This is a genomic window from Nocardia aurantia, from assembly GCF_009604425.1.
GTDB classification, from domain to species: domain Bacteria; phylum Actinomycetota; class Actinomycetes; order Mycobacteriales; family Mycobacteriaceae; genus Nocardia; species Nocardia aurantia.
On record NZ_WEGI01000026.1, the window covers coordinates 1 to 17,283 of the forward strand.

General features: G+C 68.4%; 24 protein-coding genes. 10 read left to right on the plus strand and 14 right to left on the minus strand.

Features of this window, described 5'->3' with window-relative positions:
* Nucleotides 1-44: 44 nt before the first annotated feature.
* Nucleotides 45-395: a Mu transposase domain-containing protein gene (locus tag NRB56_RS38560; RefSeq protein ID WP_194291135.1), complete on the minus strand. Its 351-nt coding sequence runs from the start codon at nt 393-395 to the stop codon at nt 45-47.
* A 451-nt stretch (nt 396-846) separates the two neighbouring features.
* Nucleotides 847-1,443, minus strand: coding sequence for a TetR/AcrR family transcriptional regulator (locus tag NRB56_RS37425; protein ID WP_153349123.1), 597 nt, complete (start codon nt 1,441-1,443; stop codon nt 847-849).
* A gap of 275 nt (nt 1,444-1,718) precedes the next feature.
* On the opposite strand from NRB56_RS37425, the gene NRB56_RS37430 reads away from it, so the two are divergent.
* A complete protein-coding gene (locus NRB56_RS37430) occupies nt 1,719-2,456 on the plus strand; it encodes an MBL fold metallo-hydrolase (RefSeq protein WP_319944095.1) in 738 nt (245 codons plus the stop codon).
* 217 nt (nt 2,457-2,673) lie between these two features.
* Here NRB56_RS37430 and NRB56_RS37435 read toward each other — a convergent pair whose 3' ends face one another.
* The 3 genes from NRB56_RS37435 to NRB56_RS37440 all read right to left on the minus strand — a co-directional run bounded on the left by NRB56_RS37435 (nt 2,674) and on the right by NRB56_RS37440 (nt 6,298).
* Nucleotides 2,674-3,099, minus strand: coding sequence for a hypothetical protein (locus tag NRB56_RS37435; protein WP_153349125.1), 426 nt, complete (start codon nt 3,097-3,099; stop codon nt 2,674-2,676).
* Between the two features lie 9 nt (nt 3,100-3,108).
* The gene (locus tag NRB56_RS38565) at nt 3,109-5,346 is read right to left on the minus strand and encodes a hypothetical protein (protein WP_194291136.1); all 2,238 of its coding nucleotides are present in this window, start codon (nt 5,344-5,346) and stop codon (nt 3,109-3,111) included.
* 424 nt (nt 5,347-5,770) lie between these two features.
* Nucleotides 5,771-6,298 (minus strand): hypothetical protein, encoded by a 528-nt coding sequence (locus NRB56_RS37440; protein WP_153349126.1) that lies wholly within the window; start codon nt 6,296-6,298, stop codon nt 5,771-5,773.
* A gap of 135 nt (nt 6,299-6,433) precedes the next feature.
* Here NRB56_RS37440 and NRB56_RS37445 point away from each other — a divergent pair, with 135 nt between their 5' ends.
* Entirely contained in the window at nt 6,434-6,901 is a 468-nt protein-coding gene (locus NRB56_RS37445; RefSeq protein ID WP_194291137.1) for a VOC family protein, read from the plus strand.
* A 30-nt stretch (nt 6,902-6,931) separates the two neighbouring features.
* Here the strand turns inward: NRB56_RS37445 and NRB56_RS37450 are convergent, their stop codons facing one another.
* Both NRB56_RS37450 and NRB56_RS40370 read right to left on the minus strand, forming a co-directional pair.
* Nucleotides 6,932-7,594, minus strand: a complete 663-nt coding sequence (locus tag NRB56_RS37450) for a response regulator transcription factor (RefSeq protein ID WP_319944096.1) — start codon at nt 7,592-7,594, stop codon at nt 6,932-6,934.
* On the minus strand, nt 7,591-8,751 hold the full coding sequence (locus tag NRB56_RS40370; RefSeq protein WP_194291138.1) for a sensor histidine kinase: 1,161 nt from the start codon (nt 8,749-8,751) through the stop codon (nt 7,591-7,593). The genes NRB56_RS37450 and NRB56_RS40370 overlap by 4 nt, the downstream gene beginning before the upstream one ends.
* A gap of 157 nt (nt 8,752-8,908) precedes the next feature.
* Here NRB56_RS40370 and NRB56_RS37460 point away from each other — a divergent pair, with 157 nt between their 5' ends.
* Both NRB56_RS37460 and NRB56_RS37465 read left to right on the plus strand, forming a co-directional pair.
* Complete coding sequence (locus NRB56_RS37460; RefSeq protein ID WP_153349129.1) at nt 8,909-9,580, plus strand: hypothetical protein; 672 nt, start codon at nt 8,909-8,911, stop codon at nt 9,578-9,580.
* Entirely contained in the window at nt 9,577-9,777 is a 201-nt protein-coding gene (locus NRB56_RS37465) for a DUF7489 domain-containing protein (RefSeq protein ID WP_153349130.1), read from the plus strand. Before NRB56_RS37460 ends, NRB56_RS37465 begins: the two co-directional genes overlap by 4 nt.
* A 3-nt stretch (nt 9,778-9,780) precedes the next feature.
* Here the strand turns inward: NRB56_RS37465 and NRB56_RS37470 are convergent, their stop codons facing one another.
* From NRB56_RS37470 to NRB56_RS37485, 4 genes are read right to left on the minus strand one after another with little or no spacing between them, the layout of a single operon-like run.
* On the minus strand, nt 9,781-10,080 hold the full coding sequence (locus tag NRB56_RS37470) for a cytochrome C oxidase subunit IV family protein (RefSeq protein ID WP_153349131.1): 300 nt from the start codon (nt 10,078-10,080) through the stop codon (nt 9,781-9,783).
* A gap of 3 nt (nt 10,081-10,083) precedes the next feature.
* A complete protein-coding gene (locus NRB56_RS37475) occupies nt 10,084-10,683 on the minus strand; it encodes a cytochrome c oxidase subunit 3 (RefSeq protein ID WP_153349132.1) in 600 nt (199 codons plus the stop codon).
* Nucleotides 10,680-11,447, minus strand: a complete 768-nt coding sequence (locus tag NRB56_RS37480) for a hypothetical protein (protein ID WP_153349133.1) — start codon at nt 11,445-11,447, stop codon at nt 10,680-10,682. Before NRB56_RS37480 ends, NRB56_RS37475 begins: the two co-directional genes overlap by 4 nt.
* The gene (locus NRB56_RS37485) at nt 11,444-12,187 is read right to left on the minus strand and encodes a hypothetical protein (protein WP_153349134.1); all 744 of its coding nucleotides are present in this window, start codon (nt 12,185-12,187) and stop codon (nt 11,444-11,446) included. Before NRB56_RS37485 ends, NRB56_RS37480 begins: the two co-directional genes overlap by 4 nt.
* Nucleotides 12,188-12,337: 150 nt before the next feature.
* Here NRB56_RS37485 and NRB56_RS37490 point away from each other — a divergent pair, with 150 nt between their 5' ends.
* Nucleotides 12,338-12,982, plus strand: coding sequence for a TetR/AcrR family transcriptional regulator (locus NRB56_RS37490; RefSeq protein ID WP_153349135.1), 645 nt, complete (start codon nt 12,338-12,340; stop codon nt 12,980-12,982).
* Between the two features lie 228 nt (nt 12,983-13,210).
* Here NRB56_RS37490 and NRB56_RS37495 read toward each other — a convergent pair whose 3' ends face one another.
* Nucleotides 13,211-13,681 (minus strand): MerR family transcriptional regulator, encoded by a 471-nt coding sequence (locus tag NRB56_RS37495; RefSeq protein ID WP_153349136.1) that lies wholly within the window; start codon nt 13,679-13,681, stop codon nt 13,211-13,213.
* Nucleotides 13,682-13,751: 70 nt separating this feature from the next.
* On the opposite strand from NRB56_RS37495, the gene NRB56_RS37500 reads away from it, so the two are divergent.
* Nucleotides 13,752-14,678 carry an alpha/beta hydrolase family protein gene (locus NRB56_RS37500; RefSeq protein ID WP_153349137.1) on the plus strand — a complete coding sequence of 309 codons (927 nt, stop codon included), beginning with the start codon at nt 13,752-13,754 and terminating at the stop codon, nt 14,676-14,678.
* Between the two features lie 52 nt (nt 14,679-14,730).
* Here NRB56_RS37500 and NRB56_RS37505 read toward each other — a convergent pair whose 3' ends face one another.
* Nucleotides 14,731-14,907: a hypothetical protein gene (locus tag NRB56_RS37505; protein ID WP_153349138.1), complete on the minus strand. Its 177-nt coding sequence runs from the start codon at nt 14,905-14,907 to the stop codon at nt 14,731-14,733.
* 227 nt (nt 14,908-15,134) lie between these two features.
* On the opposite strand from NRB56_RS37505, the gene NRB56_RS37510 reads away from it, so the two are divergent.
* Nucleotides 15,135-15,671, plus strand: coding sequence for a VanZ family protein (locus NRB56_RS37510; protein WP_319944097.1), 537 nt, complete (start codon nt 15,135-15,137; stop codon nt 15,669-15,671).
* Between the two features lie 24 nt (nt 15,672-15,695).
* Here the strand turns inward: NRB56_RS37510 and NRB56_RS37515 are convergent, their stop codons facing one another.
* Nucleotides 15,696-16,025, minus strand: coding sequence for a VOC family protein (locus NRB56_RS37515; RefSeq protein WP_153349139.1), 330 nt, complete (start codon nt 16,023-16,025; stop codon nt 15,696-15,698).
* An 89-nt stretch (nt 16,026-16,114) separates the two neighbouring features.
* On the opposite strand from NRB56_RS37515, the gene NRB56_RS39965 reads away from it, so the two are divergent.
* The 3 genes from NRB56_RS39965 (at nt 16,115) to NRB56_RS37525 (ending at nt 17,278) form a co-directional block, all read left to right on the plus strand.
* Entirely contained in the window at nt 16,115-16,243 is a 129-nt protein-coding gene (locus NRB56_RS39965; RefSeq protein ID WP_264767106.1) for a hypothetical protein, read from the plus strand.
* Between the two features lie 8 nt (nt 16,244-16,251).
* Nucleotides 16,252-16,908, plus strand: a complete 657-nt coding sequence (locus NRB56_RS37520; protein WP_227838670.1) for a GNAT family N-acetyltransferase — start codon at nt 16,252-16,254, stop codon at nt 16,906-16,908.
* Between the two features lie 151 nt (nt 16,909-17,059).
* Nucleotides 17,060-17,278 (plus strand): hypothetical protein, encoded by a 219-nt coding sequence (locus NRB56_RS37525; RefSeq protein WP_194291140.1) that lies wholly within the window; start codon nt 17,060-17,062, stop codon nt 17,276-17,278.
* Nucleotides 17,279-17,283 lie beyond the last annotated feature (5 nt).

Below are 17,283 nucleotides of genomic sequence, written 5' to 3' on the forward strand. Positions count from 1 at the left end.
CGAGAAGTTCAATACTGTGAGGCGGCACTCCGCCCTCGGGATGTTCAGTCCGATACGCTACGAACAGTCCCTGACAGTCGCAGCAGAAGCTGCTTGAACCACTGTCCGCCGTTCGGGGTGAACCTCACCGCAGCCCACCCAGGCTTTTCGTGGATCGGGGTGAACTTTTCCGCAGCGCGGGCCTGCTCGAGGGCGGTCGCCTCGGCAGGCCCCTGGTTTGCGGAGCAGCCCTTTCGAGTAGTGATCGAGTTCGAGGCGGGATCCGGCCTTGGCCAGCAGTCGTGCCGGGCGATCTCGGTGCTGCCGTCGTAGACGACCAGCTCCGACGCGTGGAGCAGTGCCCGGACCTGACGGCCGATGAACCGGATCGGGACCGAATACTTGTTGGTGCGCACCGAGATCTGGGAATACCGGTCACGCACAGCGGGAACCAGCGGCCGGTCTCGAACGGCTCGGCCGGCAACGGCCGCAGCAGCGTTGGGTCTGGGCGGATCGGCGCTCGAATGAACAGTCGCCTATGGCGATGGTGCCGCGGGCGGAGTCGTTCGCCGCGATACGCCGGAGGTGACCTGCCCACCCGCGCTTTCCGGTGTTGTCGGCCCCACCAACACTGTAGTGACCGGCTCATATATCCTGAAAACCGTTAGGCTGCTTGCGATCCCGGAGTCCGCGATGGGACGCTGTCAGCCCGCGCATGGGTGCCTGGATCGGGATGGTCGGCATAGACGACGCGACGAACCGCAACTCATTCAGATCGGAGCCGGGCGCTCTGCATAGACGGAACGGTCAGGCCACCTACGGCCGATAAGCCATTGCCCGACAAGGTAACTCGCCGTATATCGATGCCTAGGTGAGAGTTGAGGTCGGGTCGATCAGTGCTCGCAGGGCGTCGGGCAGGTCGGCGGCGATGGCGGTGGCGTCGCCTGCGGCTGCGGCGTGTACGGCGAATCCGTCGATGAGCGCCACGACCCATCGCGCCAGGTCGGCGGCTCGCCCGGGCGGAACCCCGACAGCGGTCAACGCCCGCTGTGCGAGCGCGTGGTAAGCGGTGACGCAGCGGGCCGCCGATTCGGCGATGAGTGGGTCGCGGGATGCGGCGAGATAGAGTTCGAGTTGAGCGACTGTCGCGCCGGGGCGAGCGTTGGTGCGGCGGAGTTCGTCGATGACCGCGGTCAGCACTGCTTCGGGATCGGCGTCGGCGAGCCGGTCGAGCAGGTTGTGGATTCGACCGATCTCCTCGTCGGCGAACCGTTGCAGCGCGGCGCGGAGCAGTTCGTCGCGGTCGGCGAAATGGTAGGTCGTCGAGCCCAACGCCATGCCCGCCTCGGATGCGATGTCGCGCATGGTGAAGCCGAACATTCCGCGCTTGCCGATCAGTCGCAGCGTGGCATCCAGCAGTGCGTCGCGGCCAGCGCCGTGTTTCACTTGTCGCCCGGTCGCCATGAGCCCCAGTATGCCCGCAGGCCGACGGGCGATGGCCAGCCGAGCTGGATCGACGGGTCCATGCCGGAACTGGTCGACCAGAGACTTGACCATCAGAATCGTACATTTGTACAGTATGGGAAGTTCGTTTTGATCGACACGGGTAGGGCATGCATGGACCGCGAGTCCGCGGCGTTCTCTTACGCCACCACGACCACCGGCCGCCTCGCGGCGACTGTCGTTGCCCGTGAGCCCTGCGGGCAGTTCGCCGTCGGCCTGTACCGAAAGGCATCGTTGTGAGTGTCGTCGTGGAACGGTTTCACGAGCTGGGGATCATCCGAATCTCACGCTGGTGCTTCAATTGTTTTCTGCTGCAAGGCGACGACGGCGCGATCGTGATCATCGACCCAGGGATGCCGACCACGGCCGACGATGTGGCACCGGTACTCGCGACGATGCCCGGGTCTGTCCAGGTGGTCACCGCGACCCACGGGCATTGCGACCACGTCGGCGGGGCGGCGGAACTGACTCGACGACACGACGCGGAGGTCTACCTGCCCTCGATTACGCTGGGCTACCTCGACGGCCGACATCCACGAACACCGGCGTTGACCCAACTGGCTCGCACGTGGCCGTTGTTGTTCGGCCAGCCCTTCGATTTCGCGGGAGGGACCGGATTCGCGCGCGCCGCACTGACAGCGGGCTTCGGCACCTCCCGCGGCATGCTGTGGCGCGGGCCACGGCCGGTCGGCGGTCTGACCGACGGCGCACCGCTGCCCGGCGCGTCGGCATGGACCGTGCTGCACAGTCCCGGACACACGGACGACAGCGTCGCGTTCTGGCACGCCGACAGCGCGACCCTGCTCTCCGGCGACGCGGTCCTGTCGATCCGCGGGCGACCACGATTCGCCCCCGACACCGTGGACGCCGAAGCCTCCCGCCGAACCGCAGCCCGCCTGCGCGCACTGCCCGTCGAGCACCTGCTCCCCAGTCACGGCAAACCCATACACGCGCGCTCTGTGTGGGAGTCATGAACCGGCGCAGCCCTAACCAGCGAATGCGTTGTCCCACGCACTTGTTCGCGCGGCGAGATCCGGGGACTGTACGTGGTCGTCGATCGGAATCTGTGCACCGGGCAGCATCCCGCCTCGGCCGGCCCGGAAGGTCCGTGAGCTCCGCTGAGCGGGTGGACCCGAATCTCGCGTGGCCGGCGACCCGGTGGGCGCCGATGCTCGAAAAGTGAAGGCTCCGTTACTGATCCGGACCGAATCGGCGCCGGAAGTCGGCGGCCAGTGCCGAGCCCGCCGCTTCGACCAGCCGGCCCACGATCGGGTGGACGATGAGTCCGGTGACTGCACCCGCGAACTGAGGGAGTTTCCGCGCGAACCACTTTCGGACGTACTCCATGGTGGTCAGGTCGGGCTGGGAGGCGGTGACGGCCTCCTCCAGATCGTCGAGGTGTTCGCGGGCCTGGTCGGCGACGGCGCCGTCGGCGGGCAGCTGGGCCCGGACGCGGTCGAATTCACCACGCAGTTCGGTGATTTCGCTCTCGGACACCAGCGCGGCATCGCGCCCGGCCTCGATCCGGTTGACGGTGTTGCCCTGTCCGACGGTGACCTGTCCGCTGACGCTGCCACCTACATGGATGTTGTACCGATCGGCCGGTGTGTCGGGCATGGCTGCTCCTCAGGACGTGGGCGGTGCGGCGACGGACGGTTTCGTGGTCGGAGGTGTGGTGGACGGCTTGATGAGGGGGGCGATGCTCGGCCCGGCAGGGCTGGTCGGTCCCGTCGGCCCCGTGGGCCCGGTCGTCGGGCCGGTCGGACCGGTCGTGGGCCCGGTTGTCGGACCGGTCGTGGGGCCCGTCGTGGGCCCGGTTGTCGGGCCGGTCGGTCCACCGGTCGGTCCCGTCGGCCCGGTGTCGGACGCCGCGGTGCCGCTGAGCGAGATCGCGACATCCTGCTGGTTCCCGTAGATGTCGGGTACGAGCAGGGCCGCGTGATAGGTGCCGGGCGCGGTCGGGTGGAACGTCACCCGGAAGGTGCACGACCCGTCGCTGTTCGGCGGACACGCGGTGGGCACGGCGGTGAACACGGAATCGCCCTGGACATGGGCCGCCGCGATGTTGTCGCAGGCGAGTTGGGTGAACGAAACATCCTGGGGCACAGTCGCGCCGGGCGCGACGGAGCCGAAATCCGCGCTGTCGGTGATGGGCGGGCAGAACCCGCTGCCGGGTCCCGCCGTGGGTGGCTCCTGCCGGGGCACCGAGATCGGCGACCCGCTGCTCGGGGCCTTGGTCGACGGCGCCGGAGCCGAGGTGGTGACGCCGGCGGGGGTGGTGAGGCCGGCCGTGGTGATCGGCGCGGCGAGGACCGTGGTGAGCGGCCGCTGTGAATCGACCGGGGTGGGTTCGCCGGACAGGACCGTCGCACCGGCCACACCGGCGGCCACGACCGCCGCGGCCGCGGCGCCGATCATGATCGGATGGGCCGACAACCCGGCCTGCACGGACTGCCGGGCCGTGTGCGCGGCCACCACCTGCCCGGCACCGACCCCGCCCGCGACTCCCACGCCGGCCGCGGCCACCGCCGTGGCGGCCGACAGCACGCGGCCACGGATCCGCTCCTCGTGCTGGAAGTAGGCCAGGTCACCGCCGGAACCCGAAGCGGCAGCGGCCTGTTCGCCGAGTTTCAGCACACTGCGCCAAGTGCCCCAGCGCAGCGCGAAGCCGAAGACCGGCGACACCTTCCGCGCCAGCGCGCAGGCGGTGTCGTGCTCACCGGACCGGACCGCCGCATCGAGGACCCGGACCACGATCGGCGCGGCCCGCACGATGTCACCGGGCTCCGCGGTCCGCGTCACCCATTCCAGCAATGCTCCGGCATACGCGGCCGCACCGGGCGAACCGGCCGGCACACTCGCCGCCACCGACTCCGGATCGACGGCCAGCTCGAATCCCGCGGCCGAGCTGTCGGCGAGTCCCAGTTCCGTCAGCTCGGTCAGCGCGGGTGCGACCTCGGCGTCACCGGTCAGCACCCCGCACAGCCCGACCGGCACCGGCAGTCCGGCCATGGCGTGCAACATGATCAGCACCCGTTGCGCGAGTTCACCCAGCCCGGCCACCATCGCGCGTTGCAGCAGCGCCGGATCGGCCGCCACCGCGGCGGAACCGCCGGTGCGCAACCAGGCCGCGGCCTGGATCAGCGCGCGCGGATGCCCCCGCGCGGCCTCGTACAGCTGCCTGATCGGCGCCTCGTCCCCCTCGGGCCGGTGCCCGAGTTCACGGGCGAGCAGCGCCCGTGCGTGCTGTTCGTCGAGACCCTGCAGCGGTAGGGAACGGGCCTGGGTCCAGGCGATCCGCCGCTCGGTCGACACCAGCAGATCGCTCGACGGCAACGCGTCGGTCAGGGCGAGGAGATCGTCGGCGTCGCCCGCGAAGTCGTCCACCACGACCAGTGCCCGGATCGACCCCATCAGCCGCCGCAACCGCAGCGGCTCGGGCAGGTAATCCGGTGCGTCGTAACAGGATTGGAACAGCTCCTGGAGCAGGTCGGGGATCGCCAGCCCGGCGGCGTGGACGAAGACCACATCCCGGCCTGCCGCGGCCCGGTCGGCGGCGAAGCGGCGCAACAGCGCCGACTTGCCGACGCCCGCGACGCCGCACACCTCGACCGGCACCCCCTCTTCGACCCACTGCGCCAGCAGGGCCAACTCCGTTGCCCTGCCTAATAATTCGACACCGACGCGTGGCAACGGCAGACCGACCGGCCGCTCGCGGCGCGTGACCGCCGGAGCGGGGCCCTCGCGCACCACGATGTGCGAGCCCTCGGCGTGGATGACGACATTGTGGTCGCCCACCACCACCTGGCCGGATACCTCACCACCGACATGCAATCGACGCACGGAATCGGACTCCCCGCCCATGATGTCCTCCCTGGATTCCCGCGACAAGCATACTGAGCAGGGCATCACGGCACACGACCCGAAAACGATCGGGGCCACCGTGTTCGGCGCGGGCAGCGCGCACCCCGCCACGATACCCCCTGTCACCAGCGCGAATTCGGCGCGATCCGCCCCGGGACGGATGCGTAAGGGGCCTGGATGACCGAAACCCCCCGCCCGCACCGCGGCGCGCGAATCACAATCCGGACCGGGCCGAAAACGCCTCGCCCCGTTGCTCTTTCGGGCCGAGCGGGAGGCTGCCGAGCAGACCGTGGCCGGAACAGCACACCGGCAGCGCTCGTGTGGCCTCCCGCGTGGCCCGGCCGACCGCATTGCCGACCGTGGCGCGGTCGGGTCGATCACGCACTGCCCGTCACCGAAGGCGCCCGCCGGATCCAGGACAGCATCAGAACGCGGGCACGTCGCTGGTGCTGGCGTTGCCGCCGATCGTGGGTTGCAGGGTGATGTGCCAGTCCGAGTCCGCGTCGAACGGATCGTCGAACTTCTGGAAGTTCCGGTTGCGGGTGAACCCGAGTGTGGCGGGGTCCCAGTCGACACCGGATTTCAGGTAGACGAAGTAGGTTCCGTCGATGCCGTTGAGCGTGGCCTCGGAATTGCCCTGTACGTAGATCGTCGCCTGGGGTGCCGACGGGCTCTGGTTCGTCACCACCACCGCGAAATCCGCGCTGTTGCCGTTGGTGATTCGCAGCGCGCCCGATCCGACCAGACCGTTGTTCTGGACGACTTCGCCGTTCCCGGCCCGGCGGCTCAGCAGCGGAGCGGGCGGTGGAGCCGGCGAGTGCGACGTGGTGGTGAACGCAGCGCGCTGCGACGTCGTCGGCGACCCGGTCGGTTCCTCCGCACTCCCGCAACCCGCCAGCACCACAGCCGACACAGCGGCGATTCCCGCGAGACGGATTCGATTCCTGGACATCACTTCCCCCGTTCGGACGGCGCACCGACGCGCGCTCGCCTGCTCGGTATCTTATAGGCACCGGGGTTACATCCGGTCCCACTCGCGCGGTGAATGCCGCTGTCCAGGAGTCGATCACAAGTTCCAGGAGGCACAGTGCTCGTGAACTCCGACCACGGCGACAGCTTCTACCACGTCTGTTTCGCGGTACCGGACCTCCGCGCGGCCATGGACGAACTCACCACCATCACCGGAGCGCGCTGGGGGACCCCGGTACACGACCGGCTCGGAGACTGGCCGTACTCACTCGTATTCACCGACCGGCCACCGCATATCGAACTCATCAGCAGCGTCGAAGGATCGCCCTGGCACGCCCCGACGCCACAGTTCCACCATCTGGGCTGGTGGACCTCGTGCCTGCCCGACGCCGACATCACCGACAGCCCACTCCGCGACACCGCGACGATGTACTTCGACGGACGGCCGTTCGGCAGGCACTTCGTCTACCTCGACGCACCACACTCCGGCGCCCGCATCGAACAAGTCGACCGGATCCAGCAGCGATCATTCATCGACCGATGGACCCGCGAACCGCCCGACAGCGAACACCCTCGCCGGCTGTGAATCCCGAATCTCGCAGGGGCGCACACCTGTTCATCCGTCACCGGCGGTGCCGGCCTGCTGGACCAGGAGCGCGACCTGGACCCGGTTGGTCATGTTCAGCTTCTCCAGCAGCCGGGACACGTAGGCCTTCACGGTGGCGGTGCTCATGTACGCGATGTCGGCGATCTGCGCGTTGGACAGGCCCCGGCCCACGGCCATCGCGACCTCCAGCTCACGTTCGGTGAGCGTGGCGAGCCGGGCGCGGGCGGCGGTGCGTGCCGAGTTGTCGTCGCGGGCGCCGGCCAACTCCATCAGGCGGCGGGTGACCGAGGGCGACAGCATCGGCTCACCGGCCGCGGTCTTGCGGATGGCGTGCACGATGTCGGCCGGTGGCGTGTCCTTGAGCAGGTACCCGGCGGCGCCGGCGCGCAGCGCGGCGAGGACTTCCCGGTCGGCGTCGAATGTGGTGAGGACGAGCACGTGCGGGGGGTGCGGCATCGCCTGCAGAGCGCGGGTCGCGTCGAGACCGCCGATCCGGGTCATGCGCAGGTCCATCAGGACGACGTCCGGTGCCAGGGTGGCGACCGCGGCGGGCACCTGGTCACCGTCGCCGACCTCGCCGAGCACCCGGATGCCCTCCGCCGCGCGCAGCATGAACGCCAGACCGCTGCGGACCAGGGCGTCGTCGTCGACGATCAGCACTCCGATGCTCACGATCCCTCCCGATCCGCGGCCGGGTTCGGCAGCCAGGCGTGCAGCCGGAAGCCACCGCCGGGCATCGGGTCGGACTCGATGCGGCCGCCGGCCAGGTGCACCCGCTCGCGTAACCCGGTCAGTCCGGTTCCCGACCCCGGCGGCGGGACGATCGGACGGTCGACCGGCGACGCCTCGTTGTGAACCAGCACATCGATCCCGTGCTCGGAGTCTTCCACTCGGACAACGACTTTGGCCTTCGGTGCATGTTTGCGCACATTCGTCAGCCCTTCCTGCACGATACGGTACAGAATGCGGCCGGTGGCCGATGTCGAGGCGAGTTCGAGCTGGGGCACCGTGCAGGCGACCTCCAGACCCGCCTCGCGCGACTCCCGCAGCAGGACCGGCAGATCGGCCAGGGTGGGCCGCGGAAACGGGTGACCTTCGTCGGTGTCCTCGCGCAGGAGGCCGATGACCTGCCGCAGGTCGGTCAGCGCGTCGTGCGTGTTGCCGCGGATGACGGCCGCGGCGGCGGCGATGTCCTCGGCCGAAGCGCCCCGGTGATATTCCAGGGCGCCCGCGTGGATCGCGATCAGCGACAGCCGGTGGGCGAGCACATCGTGCATCTCCCGGGCGATGCGTTCGCGTTCGGCGCGCCGGGCCGTCGCGGCCCGCTCGGTGGCCGCCTGCTCGGCCTCCCGCAGGCGGCGTCGCATGGAGTCCAGCAACAGCCTGCGCGCCCGGACGAACATGCCCCAGCCGGTGACCGCGAATGTGGCCAGCGCGCCCACCGCGAACGCCCGCCCGGCATGCGGCACCGGGTACAGGGCCAGCGCGGGCGGGATGGCGACCGCGGCCAGGACGCTGATCGCGACGGCGATGCGCCAGTGCCGATACTCCGCGACGGTGAACGCGCAGATCAGCCCGACCCCGCCGGCGAGGGTCGACACAATACCGATCACGATGGCCGCCACGGCGAATGCCACCGGCCGGCGGCGCCGCCAGATCCAGATCCCGGCCAGGCACGCCGTCCCCAGTACGACATCCGCGACGCGGAGGGCAACCGGCCCGTGCGGGTCGCCGTAGAGGATGTTCTGCTCACTGGTCAGACCCGCACCGAGCGCGGCGATCACCATCACCGTGTCGACGATCAATTCCCGCCGCCGGTAGCTGTCCACGCGCTCCAACCTACGATCTGCCGCGTGCCGATGGTGCCGCTCGGCGAAGAAGTCGACCAAAGTCGATCGGTGCGGCGCACCACCGCGCCGAAAGGCGATGCGGACAAGGCCGATCGGCCGTAGCGCCGGGCCCGGCGGCGGCGTGACGATCGATGTCATGACCACCACCGACGTAATCACCGGCACCGACACCGACCGCTGGCTCACCGGGGGGTGCGCTGTCCTGGTCGGGGCGCTGTCCGTGGTGATGGTGCCGTTGTACTTCATCTATTCCGGTGCGCCGCCGGCGAGTAACGTGCTGGCCCGAGACCTGATCACCGTCGTCGTCTTCACGCTGTTCCTGGTCTGGGCCACCGGGCTACGCCGACTGCTCGCCCCGGGCGGCGGGCCGGCCGCCGATATCGCGGCCGCCTGCGGGCAGGTGTATGCCGCGGTGACGCTGGTCTCCGCCTCGCTCGAAGCGGGTGTCGCGCTGGAGTACCCCGACGGGTCGAAGGACCCCACCGTCGACGGCCCACTCGCGAACGGTATGGCGTTGCTGCACGGCCCGATCGCCCGCCTGTTGATCGCCACTGTGCTGATCGCTCTGGCGATCGCCGTGCATCACAGTAAGGTCCTGCCCCACTGGGTCCGCACCGGTTCGGTGTTGCTGGCGATCGTCAACCTCGCGTTCGTGCCCTCACTGTTCTTCGGCACGGACCCGGCGAATTTCTACGCCGCCAACGGCTGGGGAAGTACCGCCACCATCGGCGGGATCGACATGATGTGGATCGGCGCGATCGGAATCGCGACCCTGCGCCACGACAAACGAAAGGCGGCAACACGATGAGCGACAGTTGGGAAGGCGTTGTGCTCAGGAAATCCCGCGGCCTGCTCGATGGTTCGAACCTGTACCGCCGCTTGACGATCCGTCTCGCCGACGGCACCGCCGTCAAGGTCCGGGTCGACCGTGACGTGTGGAACAACGTCACCGTGGGCGACACCGTCAGCAAGGCCCCCGGCCGGAAACCGGTCATCGTCGACTGATCTCTACCGGTACAGGTTGATGCCGAGCAGGGCGAGCCAGAGGACGACCACCCAGGCGTCGGTGGCGATCCGCAACCAGCGGGGTGCGGTGCGGACCGCCATGAAGTATCGAATAATCAAGCGGGACTTGATCATTCCGAGGACGGCGATCGCGGCGACGAGGACCTTGCCGGAGGCGCCGGCGCTGCCGCCGTCTTCGGGGGTCAGGCACCACCAGGCGAGGGTGATGGCCATCAGCACCAGCCAGACGATGAGGATGGTGCGGGTGCCCGGCACGAGCCGGCGGGCGGTGGGTGTGGTCATATGTCACCTCATGCAGTAGAGGACGGCGAAGATGACGACCCACAGCAGGTCGATCATGTGCCAGTAGGTGGCGCCCTGTTCGACCAGGGACGATCGTTGCCCGGCGGGGTTGCGCAACTCCCGCACGACGATGCCGAGGATCAGCAGGCCGAGAACCAGGTGGGCGACGTGGATGCCGGTCAGGACGAAGTAGAAGCTGAAGAATTCGTTGCCGAGGGTGTAGCCGAGGCTGATCTCGCGGTGCCATTCGAATGCCTTGAGCAGTATGAAGATCACGCCGCAGGCTCCGGCGGCGTACACCAGCCGTTCGGCGGTCTTCGGCGCGCCGTGCCGGACGGCCTGCACGGCCGAGGCGATGAACATGGAGCTGGTCAGCAGCACCAACGTGTTGGTGATGCCGATGCCCATGCTGAGGTGTCGTTGCGCGTCGGTGAACTGCTCCAGCGATCGGTCGCGGAACACCATGTAGACGATGAAGTAGGAGCCGAAGAAGAACAGGTCGCCGAGCACCATGACCCACATGTCGAGGTCGCCGGGCAGGCGCTGCGCCGCCGCCGGCGGGTCCGGGCGGTCGAGCGCGGTGGCGGGTTCGGAGACGGTCATCGGGCGTCCTCGGGGAGGTAGAGAGCGGGGGCGCGCTCGGTCTCGGTGGTGCCGGCCCGCCAGAGGATCGGAAGCAGGCACACGATCCAGAGTCCGAAGACCACGATGGCGATGTAGAACGTGATCATGCCGTTCCAGGCGAACGCGCCGGAATGGAAGAACCACATCTGCGTGGCCAGCACCTCGGTGACGATCTGCCAGATCGAGATGTAGGCGAACCATTTGGGGAAGATCTTGTTGCGGTCGTAGAGGATCGCGATCGCGATCATCGCGTAGGCGGCGGTGAAGCATCCCAGGGATCCGTTGTAGGACAACATGCCCAGCTCGTAGAGCATGTGCAGGATCTTCGGATCGCGGTCGGGCCGGAATTCCGCGGTGAGCCAGGAGACCAGCAGCAGCTGCAATCCCGGGATCGCGCCGACGCCCATGCTGGCGATGAAGGCGTACGCGAGGATCGGACCGGACGACATGCGTTTCATGAAGTAGCCGATGATGCCGTTGGAGATCGCCGCGCCGCCGGCGATGACGAGCAGGGCCACGAAGCCGACCTGGATGGTCGTGTGGTGCTGGCCGAACCAGTGCTGGACCTGCGCATCGGTCACGTCCGGGCGCGGTGGCGGAGTTGCCCTGCCCAGCAACACGACTCCGGCCGACAGCGTCGTGTAGAACGCGGCGAAGATCCAGTACGTGAGCCGGACGTCGCGGTGCATCCGGCGTTCGGGCGCCGCGCTGCCGGCCGGTGCCACAGGAGTGAGCGTGGTCATGCCGCCACCGCCTCGGATCGGGCCTGACGCCGATAGGCCGCGCGCAGCACGAAGAACATCACGATGACGAAGGCGGCGAACGCGCCGTTGCGCAGCCAGAACGACACCACGCCGTCCCACGCCAGCGGACCGTCCCGGTAGACCGCCGCGCACGCGGAGGGAGCCATGACGACCGCGGTCAGCAGGGAGTAATGGCCGATCCAGCGAGGGAACACCGGATCGCCGCGGTCGTCGAAGTAGACGGCGAGCGCCAGGAGCACGAACTGGGCGACGAGCATGCCGATCGGGGTGATGAACATGATCCAGGCCATGTCGTTGAGCACCTGGATCAGGTCCGGCGACCGGTCGGGGCGGAAGGCGGCCACGGCGAAGAAGATGTCCGACAGCGCGAACATCGTCGCTCCCGCCACGACCGCGGCGAGATAGGAGAACGCGAAGATGTGGCTCTGCCCCCGCATACGCTGCATCTGGGCCAGGATCAGCACGAAGAACGGGACGATCATGATGCCGCAGAGATTGAATCCCACCTGGCTGAACCGGATCATCCCGGTGTGGTCGCGGTAGAAGTCGGCGACCTGCTGCGCGGACATGTTCGGTGACATCGGCGGGAAGAAGCCGGGAAACGATACGAACAACACCAGCAGCACGAGTGCCACGACCGGTGTCGACCACAGGATCGCTTGCTGGGCACGCAGATTCGATGCCGCCGTGCGGGGCCGGTCGTCGGTGCGGACTTGCATGGGCCATTCCTTTCCTCGGCCGGGCGGCGTCGCCCGGCGCGGGGTGTACGTCGCCGGCGGAAGCGGCCCGCGACGCGGCGTATCCGTGTGCGGAAGCATCGCATCATCATTGACGGTAGTCAATAATGTGCTGTTCGGTACGATGCTGGTATGGCTACAGTTTCGCGAGGCAAGAAAGGTGACGGCCGTCAGTCCAGAGCAGTGCCGGTGCGTGCTCGCGCGGAGGCGAGCCGGAACGCGATCATGCAGGCGGCGATGGCCCTGTGGCGGACGAAGGGTTTCGCCGCGACCACCGTCACCGACATCTGCAAGGCCGCGGGTGTGTCCAAAGCGCTGTTCTACGTGTACTTTTCACGTCGCGAGGATGTGCTGCTGTCGGTCGAGGTCTTCACCATGCGCGATGCGCACCAGGCCGCGAAGATCATGGCCGAGCGTTCCTACGAACTGGCCGATGTCATCACCGTGGTCGTGGACGCCCTCGAGCGCCAGTGCCGCAACTATCCACCGGAGCTGATCTTCGAGGCCGTGCTGGAGACCTACCGGATCGAACGCCGCACACTGTCCGACGGCGCCACCGAGAACGAGTTGACGTTCCTGTTCCTGGAGCCGTTCCAGCAGGCCGCCCGCGACGGCAAATTCCCGGCCGGCGCCGACATCGCCCGTTGCGCACGCATCGCCCAGGTCATGGTCAGCGACTCCATCAGATGCTGGGCGGCCGGCGACTTCCGCGACCCGCTGCGGCCCGAATCACTGGGCCGCGAGATCGCCGGGTTGGTTCTCGCGGCCCAGGGGTGAAACTTGTTGCGCGGCAAGGGCGCCGCGAGCTTCGGGCCACCTGTTCCGCGCCAGTGTCCGGCGGTACACCGAGGACACGGCCGGCCTGCGGTTGCCGCACGGTCTCGGGAAATACGCTGCACGCCGGTCGTTGACGAGCCCGGCCCGCTCATGGCCGGGATACCGGTCGGTGCCGGCACCTCTCGAGCCGGCTCCCGGCAGGGCAACCCGGGCCGGCCGGTCGTCGGCTCACGGACGCGCCGGGAGTCGGCTACCCGGCTCGCTGTCCGCTACCTCGGCACTGCCCGGAATCGGGTCCGGTTCTGTCGTGCGGCGACCCGTCCGGGGTGCGTCGGTCCGGCAGGAGCGGCCGGTGAGCATGTTGGTGGTGGCGCCGGTCAGGATGGCGTCGAGCCGGTCGCGGGTGTCGGTCAGGTCGGTGATCTGCGCGTCGATGCGGTCGCGTTGGGCGGCCAGGCGAGTCAGCAGTTCGGGTGTGGCGTTGCCGTCGACGACGCACGGCAGGAGCTCGACGATCGTTCTGCTGGACAGTCCGCCGGCGTACAACTGCTGGATCAGCCGGACCTGATCGACGGCGCTCTCGGGGTACCGGCGCTGACCGCTGGGGCTGCGTTGCGCGGTGAGCAGGTGCTGTTCCTCGTAGTACCGCAGCGCGCGGACGCTGACCCCGGTCCTGCCGGCCAGTTCCCCGATGCGCATTCGCTTCTCCCGGTGATGTGCGGCACTCACGCTTGCCTCTGACGTCAACGTCAGGTTTTAGCGTACCCGCATGACCACTGTGAACAGCACGGCCGCCACCCCGATCGTCTCGGTCAAACCGATCGTGCTGCCGGCCCCCGGGCGCGGCGCGGACCTGCCGGTCCGCGTCACCGCGCCGGTTACCGGCCACAACCTGCCGATCATCGTCTTCGCGCACGGGTTCGGCTCGAACCTGGACGGTTACGGACCCCTGGTAGACCACTGGGCCGCGCACGGGTTCGCGGTGTTCCAGACCACCCATCTGGATTCGAGGCGGCTGAACGTGGTCGCGAGCGACGCTCACGATCCCCGGATGTGGCGATACCGCGTCGACGACATGACCCGCATCCTCGACAATCTCGACGCGCTGGAGGCGGCCGTCCCCGGCCTGGCCGGGCGCCTGGACCACAGCCGCATCGCCTCGGCCGGTCACTCCTTCGGCGGCCAGACCGCCGCCGTCCTACTGGGCCTGCGGGTCACCGACCCACTGACCGGAACCGCCGAAGACCTGTCCGACCCCCGCGTGACGGCGGGCATCCTCCTGGCCACCGCCGGAAGGGGCGGCGACGCCCTGACTCCCTTCGCCACCGACAACCTCCCGTGGCTGCGGAACCCGGATTTCTCCCACATGACCGCACCGGCCCTCGTGGTCGCCGGCGACGCCGACGACCTCCCCCTGACCACCCGGGGACCGGCTTGGACCGTCGACCCCTACACCCTCGGCACCGGCGACAAGAGCCTGCTGACCCTCATCGGCGCCCAGCACTTCCTCGGTGGCATCTCCGGTTACGAGGTCGCCGAGACCACCGACGAGAACCCCGCACACGTCGCGCTCGTCCAGCAGGTCACCGTCGCCTACCTACGGCACGCCCTCGGCATCGACAGCTCCGGCTGGAACACGGCCCGCGCGGCCCTCGCCGGCGACCGCTATCCGATCGGACGACTCGAATCCAAGTGAGATGCGTTGCCGGCCAACATAAGTGGGCGACCCGGCATTGGGGATCGGCTCGCTAGCCGTAGAGGCGAGTGAAGTCCTGTGCGGGGTCGACGGCGGGTACGAGGAAGCTCGACGAGCGCCCGTCGACGTCGGTTTCCTCGACGAAGGAGGCGGGGTCGGGTTCGGCGGGCAGATGGCGCCAGCGGGCGCGCGGATCCTCGCCCTGCTCTCCGTGACCGTTCGCCGTCATGGACTCCCCTTCCAAGCGTGGTCACCACATACTACCGATCCGGTGACACCCGGAATCCTTCGCCGCTTTCGCCGTTCTGGGAGCCGAGCCGTGTATCGCCGACATATCGAGTTTCGAATACGCTCGTCGCGTACATCATTGGCCGACCGGTCATGATGCCACTTCGGTCGAGAAATGGCGGCGGCGTCGTCTTGGACTGGGATTTCTGGCTCTATTCCTTCACCGGAGTGGTCCTTCTGACGGTGGTCGCGCTGCCGCCGGCCGGGCTGGTGGTGTGGGCCCTCGCGCACCGGCGGATCGCTCGCGGCACCGCGCCGGCATGGGCGTGGCGCAAGTCGATCGCCGAGGTCGGCATGGTCTACGGGACGGCGCCGTGGATTTGGATGATCATGGTTCCGGGCGAACAGGCCGGTAAGGTTCCCGGCCGCATCAGCCTTGTACCGCTGCGGGATCTGTTCGCGGTTCTCGGGAGTGGCCCGATGACCGCGACGATCCAGATCGTCGGCAACATACTCGTTTTCGCGGCACTGGGATTCTTCGCACCGCTGCGGTTCGCGGAACTGGCGTCGGTGCCGCGGATCCTGGCGCTCGCGGCGGGCTGCTCGGTCGCGGTGGAGGTCGCGCAGTACGTCCTGCGCCTGGACCGCGTGTCGTCCGTGGACGACGTGCTGATCAACGCCGCCGGCGCCGGGCTCGCCGCGCTGGCGTCACGCGGCTGGTGGATCACTACGGCAACAGGATCGACCGTGGCAGCGGCCTCGTGAACTGTGCCTGTACTCGAGCCGCCCTCAGTCGAGGCAGGACTCGTTGACGCCGTCGGCGCGCAGTAATCGTACGCGGACCGCGCCGAGCGCGACCAGTCGTGCGCATTCGGACTCCAGTGCGGTCACCCGCTCGTCACCCACGAGTCCGGTGCCCACCCGCACGTCGAGATGCAGCCGGTTCTTCACCACCTTGCCCTCGGGCACACGCTGGAAGTACAGGCGAGGGCCGGCGCCCAAGGGATCGACACAGGCGAATCCGCGGTGCTCGTAACCCAGTACCTCGGACCAGAAACGGGCGACACGTTCGGGTTCGGCACAGTCGAAGGTGATCTGGACCTGCCTGACCGACGTCATCGGACCACAGTAGAGCCGGAATCCGAAGGACGGCAACGGAGATACGGTGACCGACGTGCCGACTGCTCCGGCGGGAGCATGGTTACCGGTTGCTGCGACTTGATGGCGAGGCGGTGGTGATGCCGATCGAGATCCGGGAGTTCCTGCGCGACAATCAGTTCACGGAGATCGGGTTCGGCGTGAAACCTTGTGGCCGCGAACACTGTCCGGCGCGATGATGACATCCATGAGCTTGATGACGTATTGGCCTCTGGCCGGATTGCGTTTGCGGACAACGCGTCTGGAACTGCGGGTGCCCGATCTGGCGGAGTTGGGCGCGCTTGCCGGACTGGCCGCTGCCGGCGTGCACGATCCGGCGGTGCAGCCGTTCGCTGTGCCGTGGACAGATGCGGAGCCGGACGAGCGCGCGCGGCGGGTGCTGCGGTGGCATTGGCGATGCTGGGCCGAATGGCGGGTCGATGAGTGGACATTGAACTTCGCCGTTTTCATGGACGGGGAGATCGTCGGTACCCAGACGATCAGCGCGAAGGACTTCGCGGTCTGCTCCGAGGTGGGTACGGGATCCTGGCTCGGCCGGAGCTGTCACGGCCGAGGCATCGGGACGGAGATGCGGGCAGCGGTGCTGGAGTTGGCCTTCGCGTGGCTCGGGGCCGAGTCTGCGGTGTCAGGCGCGTTCGAGGACAATTCGAAATCCTATGGGGTTTCCCGCAAACTCGGATACGAGCAGGACGGCCTCGAGGTGCACGCGGTGCGCGGAAAACCCGCGGTCATGCGACGGCTGCGGCTGACGCGCGCTCGCTGGGAAGCCCATCGCAGCGTCCCGGTCGACGTGACCGGTCTGCCGGAGTGCTTGCCGCTGTTCGGCGTCCGGGCGGAATCGTGACGGGCCGTGATCGGAACGGCGGGGCCGAGGAGCGCTGCGTCGTATGGTCAACCCTCAAATCGGACTGTGAGTCAGCCTGAGCGCCACAAGGATTGGCCCAAACAGCTGCCGTGGCATCATCACCGGCAGGCTACCGAGAGGATGCTGCCGCATGATCGTGGATCTCCGCATCCGTTTCGTTGTCGACGACGAAGCGCTCTCGCGGCTCCACACCGACGCATTCGGTGGTGATCACGTGCAGAGCCCTTGGCAGGCGCGCCTGGAGCGGCACAGCCGATCGTGGGTCGGCGCGTTTGTCGACGATCGGCTCGTCGGGTTCGTCCACGCCGTCTGGGACGGAGGTCGGCATGCGTTCCTTGTCCTGCGGTGAGGCGA

Excerpts from the sequence above, each read along its gene's own strand:
- NRB56_RS37425 (WP_153349123.1), bottom strand. The coding sequence starts at position 1,443 with ATGGCGACCGGGCGACAAGTGAAACACGGCGCTGGCCGCGACGCACTG.
- NRB56_RS37435 (WP_153349125.1), bottom strand. The coding sequence starts at position 3,099 with ATGCCCGACACACCGGCCGATCGGTACAACATCCATGTAGGTGGCAGC.
- NRB56_RS38565 (WP_194291136.1), bottom strand. The coding sequence starts at position 5,346 with ATGGGCGGGGAGTCCGATTCCGTGCGTCGATTGCATGTCGGTGGTGAG.
- NRB56_RS37440 (WP_153349126.1), bottom strand. The coding sequence starts at position 6,298 with ATGTCCAGGAATCGAATCCGTCTCGCGGGAATCGCCGCTGTGTCGGCT.
- NRB56_RS37460 (WP_153349129.1), top strand. The coding sequence starts at position 8,909 with ATGACCACCACCGACGTAATCACCGGCACCGACACCGACCGCTGGCTC.
- NRB56_RS37465 (WP_153349130.1), top strand. The coding sequence starts at position 9,577 with ATGAGCGACAGTTGGGAAGGCGTTGTGCTCAGGAAATCCCGCGGCCTG.
- NRB56_RS37470 (WP_153349131.1), bottom strand. The coding sequence starts at position 10,080 with ATGACCACACCCACCGCCCGCCGGCTCGTGCCGGGCACCCGCACCATC.
- NRB56_RS37475 (WP_153349132.1), bottom strand. The coding sequence starts at position 10,683 with ATGACCGTCTCCGAACCCGCCACCGCGCTCGACCGCCCGGACCCGCCG.
- NRB56_RS37480 (WP_153349133.1), bottom strand. The coding sequence starts at position 11,447 with ATGACCACGCTCACTCCTGTGGCACCGGCCGGCAGCGCGGCGCCCGAA.
- NRB56_RS37485 (WP_153349134.1), bottom strand. The coding sequence starts at position 12,187 with ATGCAAGTCCGCACCGACGACCGGCCCCGCACGGCGGCATCGAATCTG.
- NRB56_RS37490 (WP_153349135.1), top strand. The coding sequence starts at position 12,338 with ATGGCTACAGTTTCGCGAGGCAAGAAAGGTGACGGCCGTCAGTCCAGA.
- NRB56_RS37495 (WP_153349136.1), bottom strand. The coding sequence starts at position 13,681 with ATGCGCATCGGGGAACTGGCCGGCAGGACCGGGGTCAGCGTCCGCGCG.
- NRB56_RS37500 (WP_153349137.1), top strand. The coding sequence starts at position 13,752 with ATGACCACTGTGAACAGCACGGCCGCCACCCCGATCGTCTCGGTCAAA.
- NRB56_RS37505 (WP_153349138.1), bottom strand. The coding sequence starts at position 14,907 with ATGACGGCGAACGGTCACGGAGAGCAGGGCGAGGATCCGCGCGCCCGC.
- NRB56_RS37515 (WP_153349139.1), bottom strand. The coding sequence starts at position 16,025 with ATGACGTCGGTCAGGCAGGTCCAGATCACCTTCGACTGTGCCGAACCC.
- NRB56_RS37520 (WP_227838670.1), top strand. The coding sequence starts at position 16,252 with ATGAGCTTGATGACGTATTGGCCTCTGGCCGGATTGCGTTTGCGGACA.
- NRB56_RS37525 (WP_194291140.1), top strand. The coding sequence starts at position 17,060 with ATGATCGTGGATCTCCGCATCCGTTTCGTTGTCGACGACGAAGCGCTC.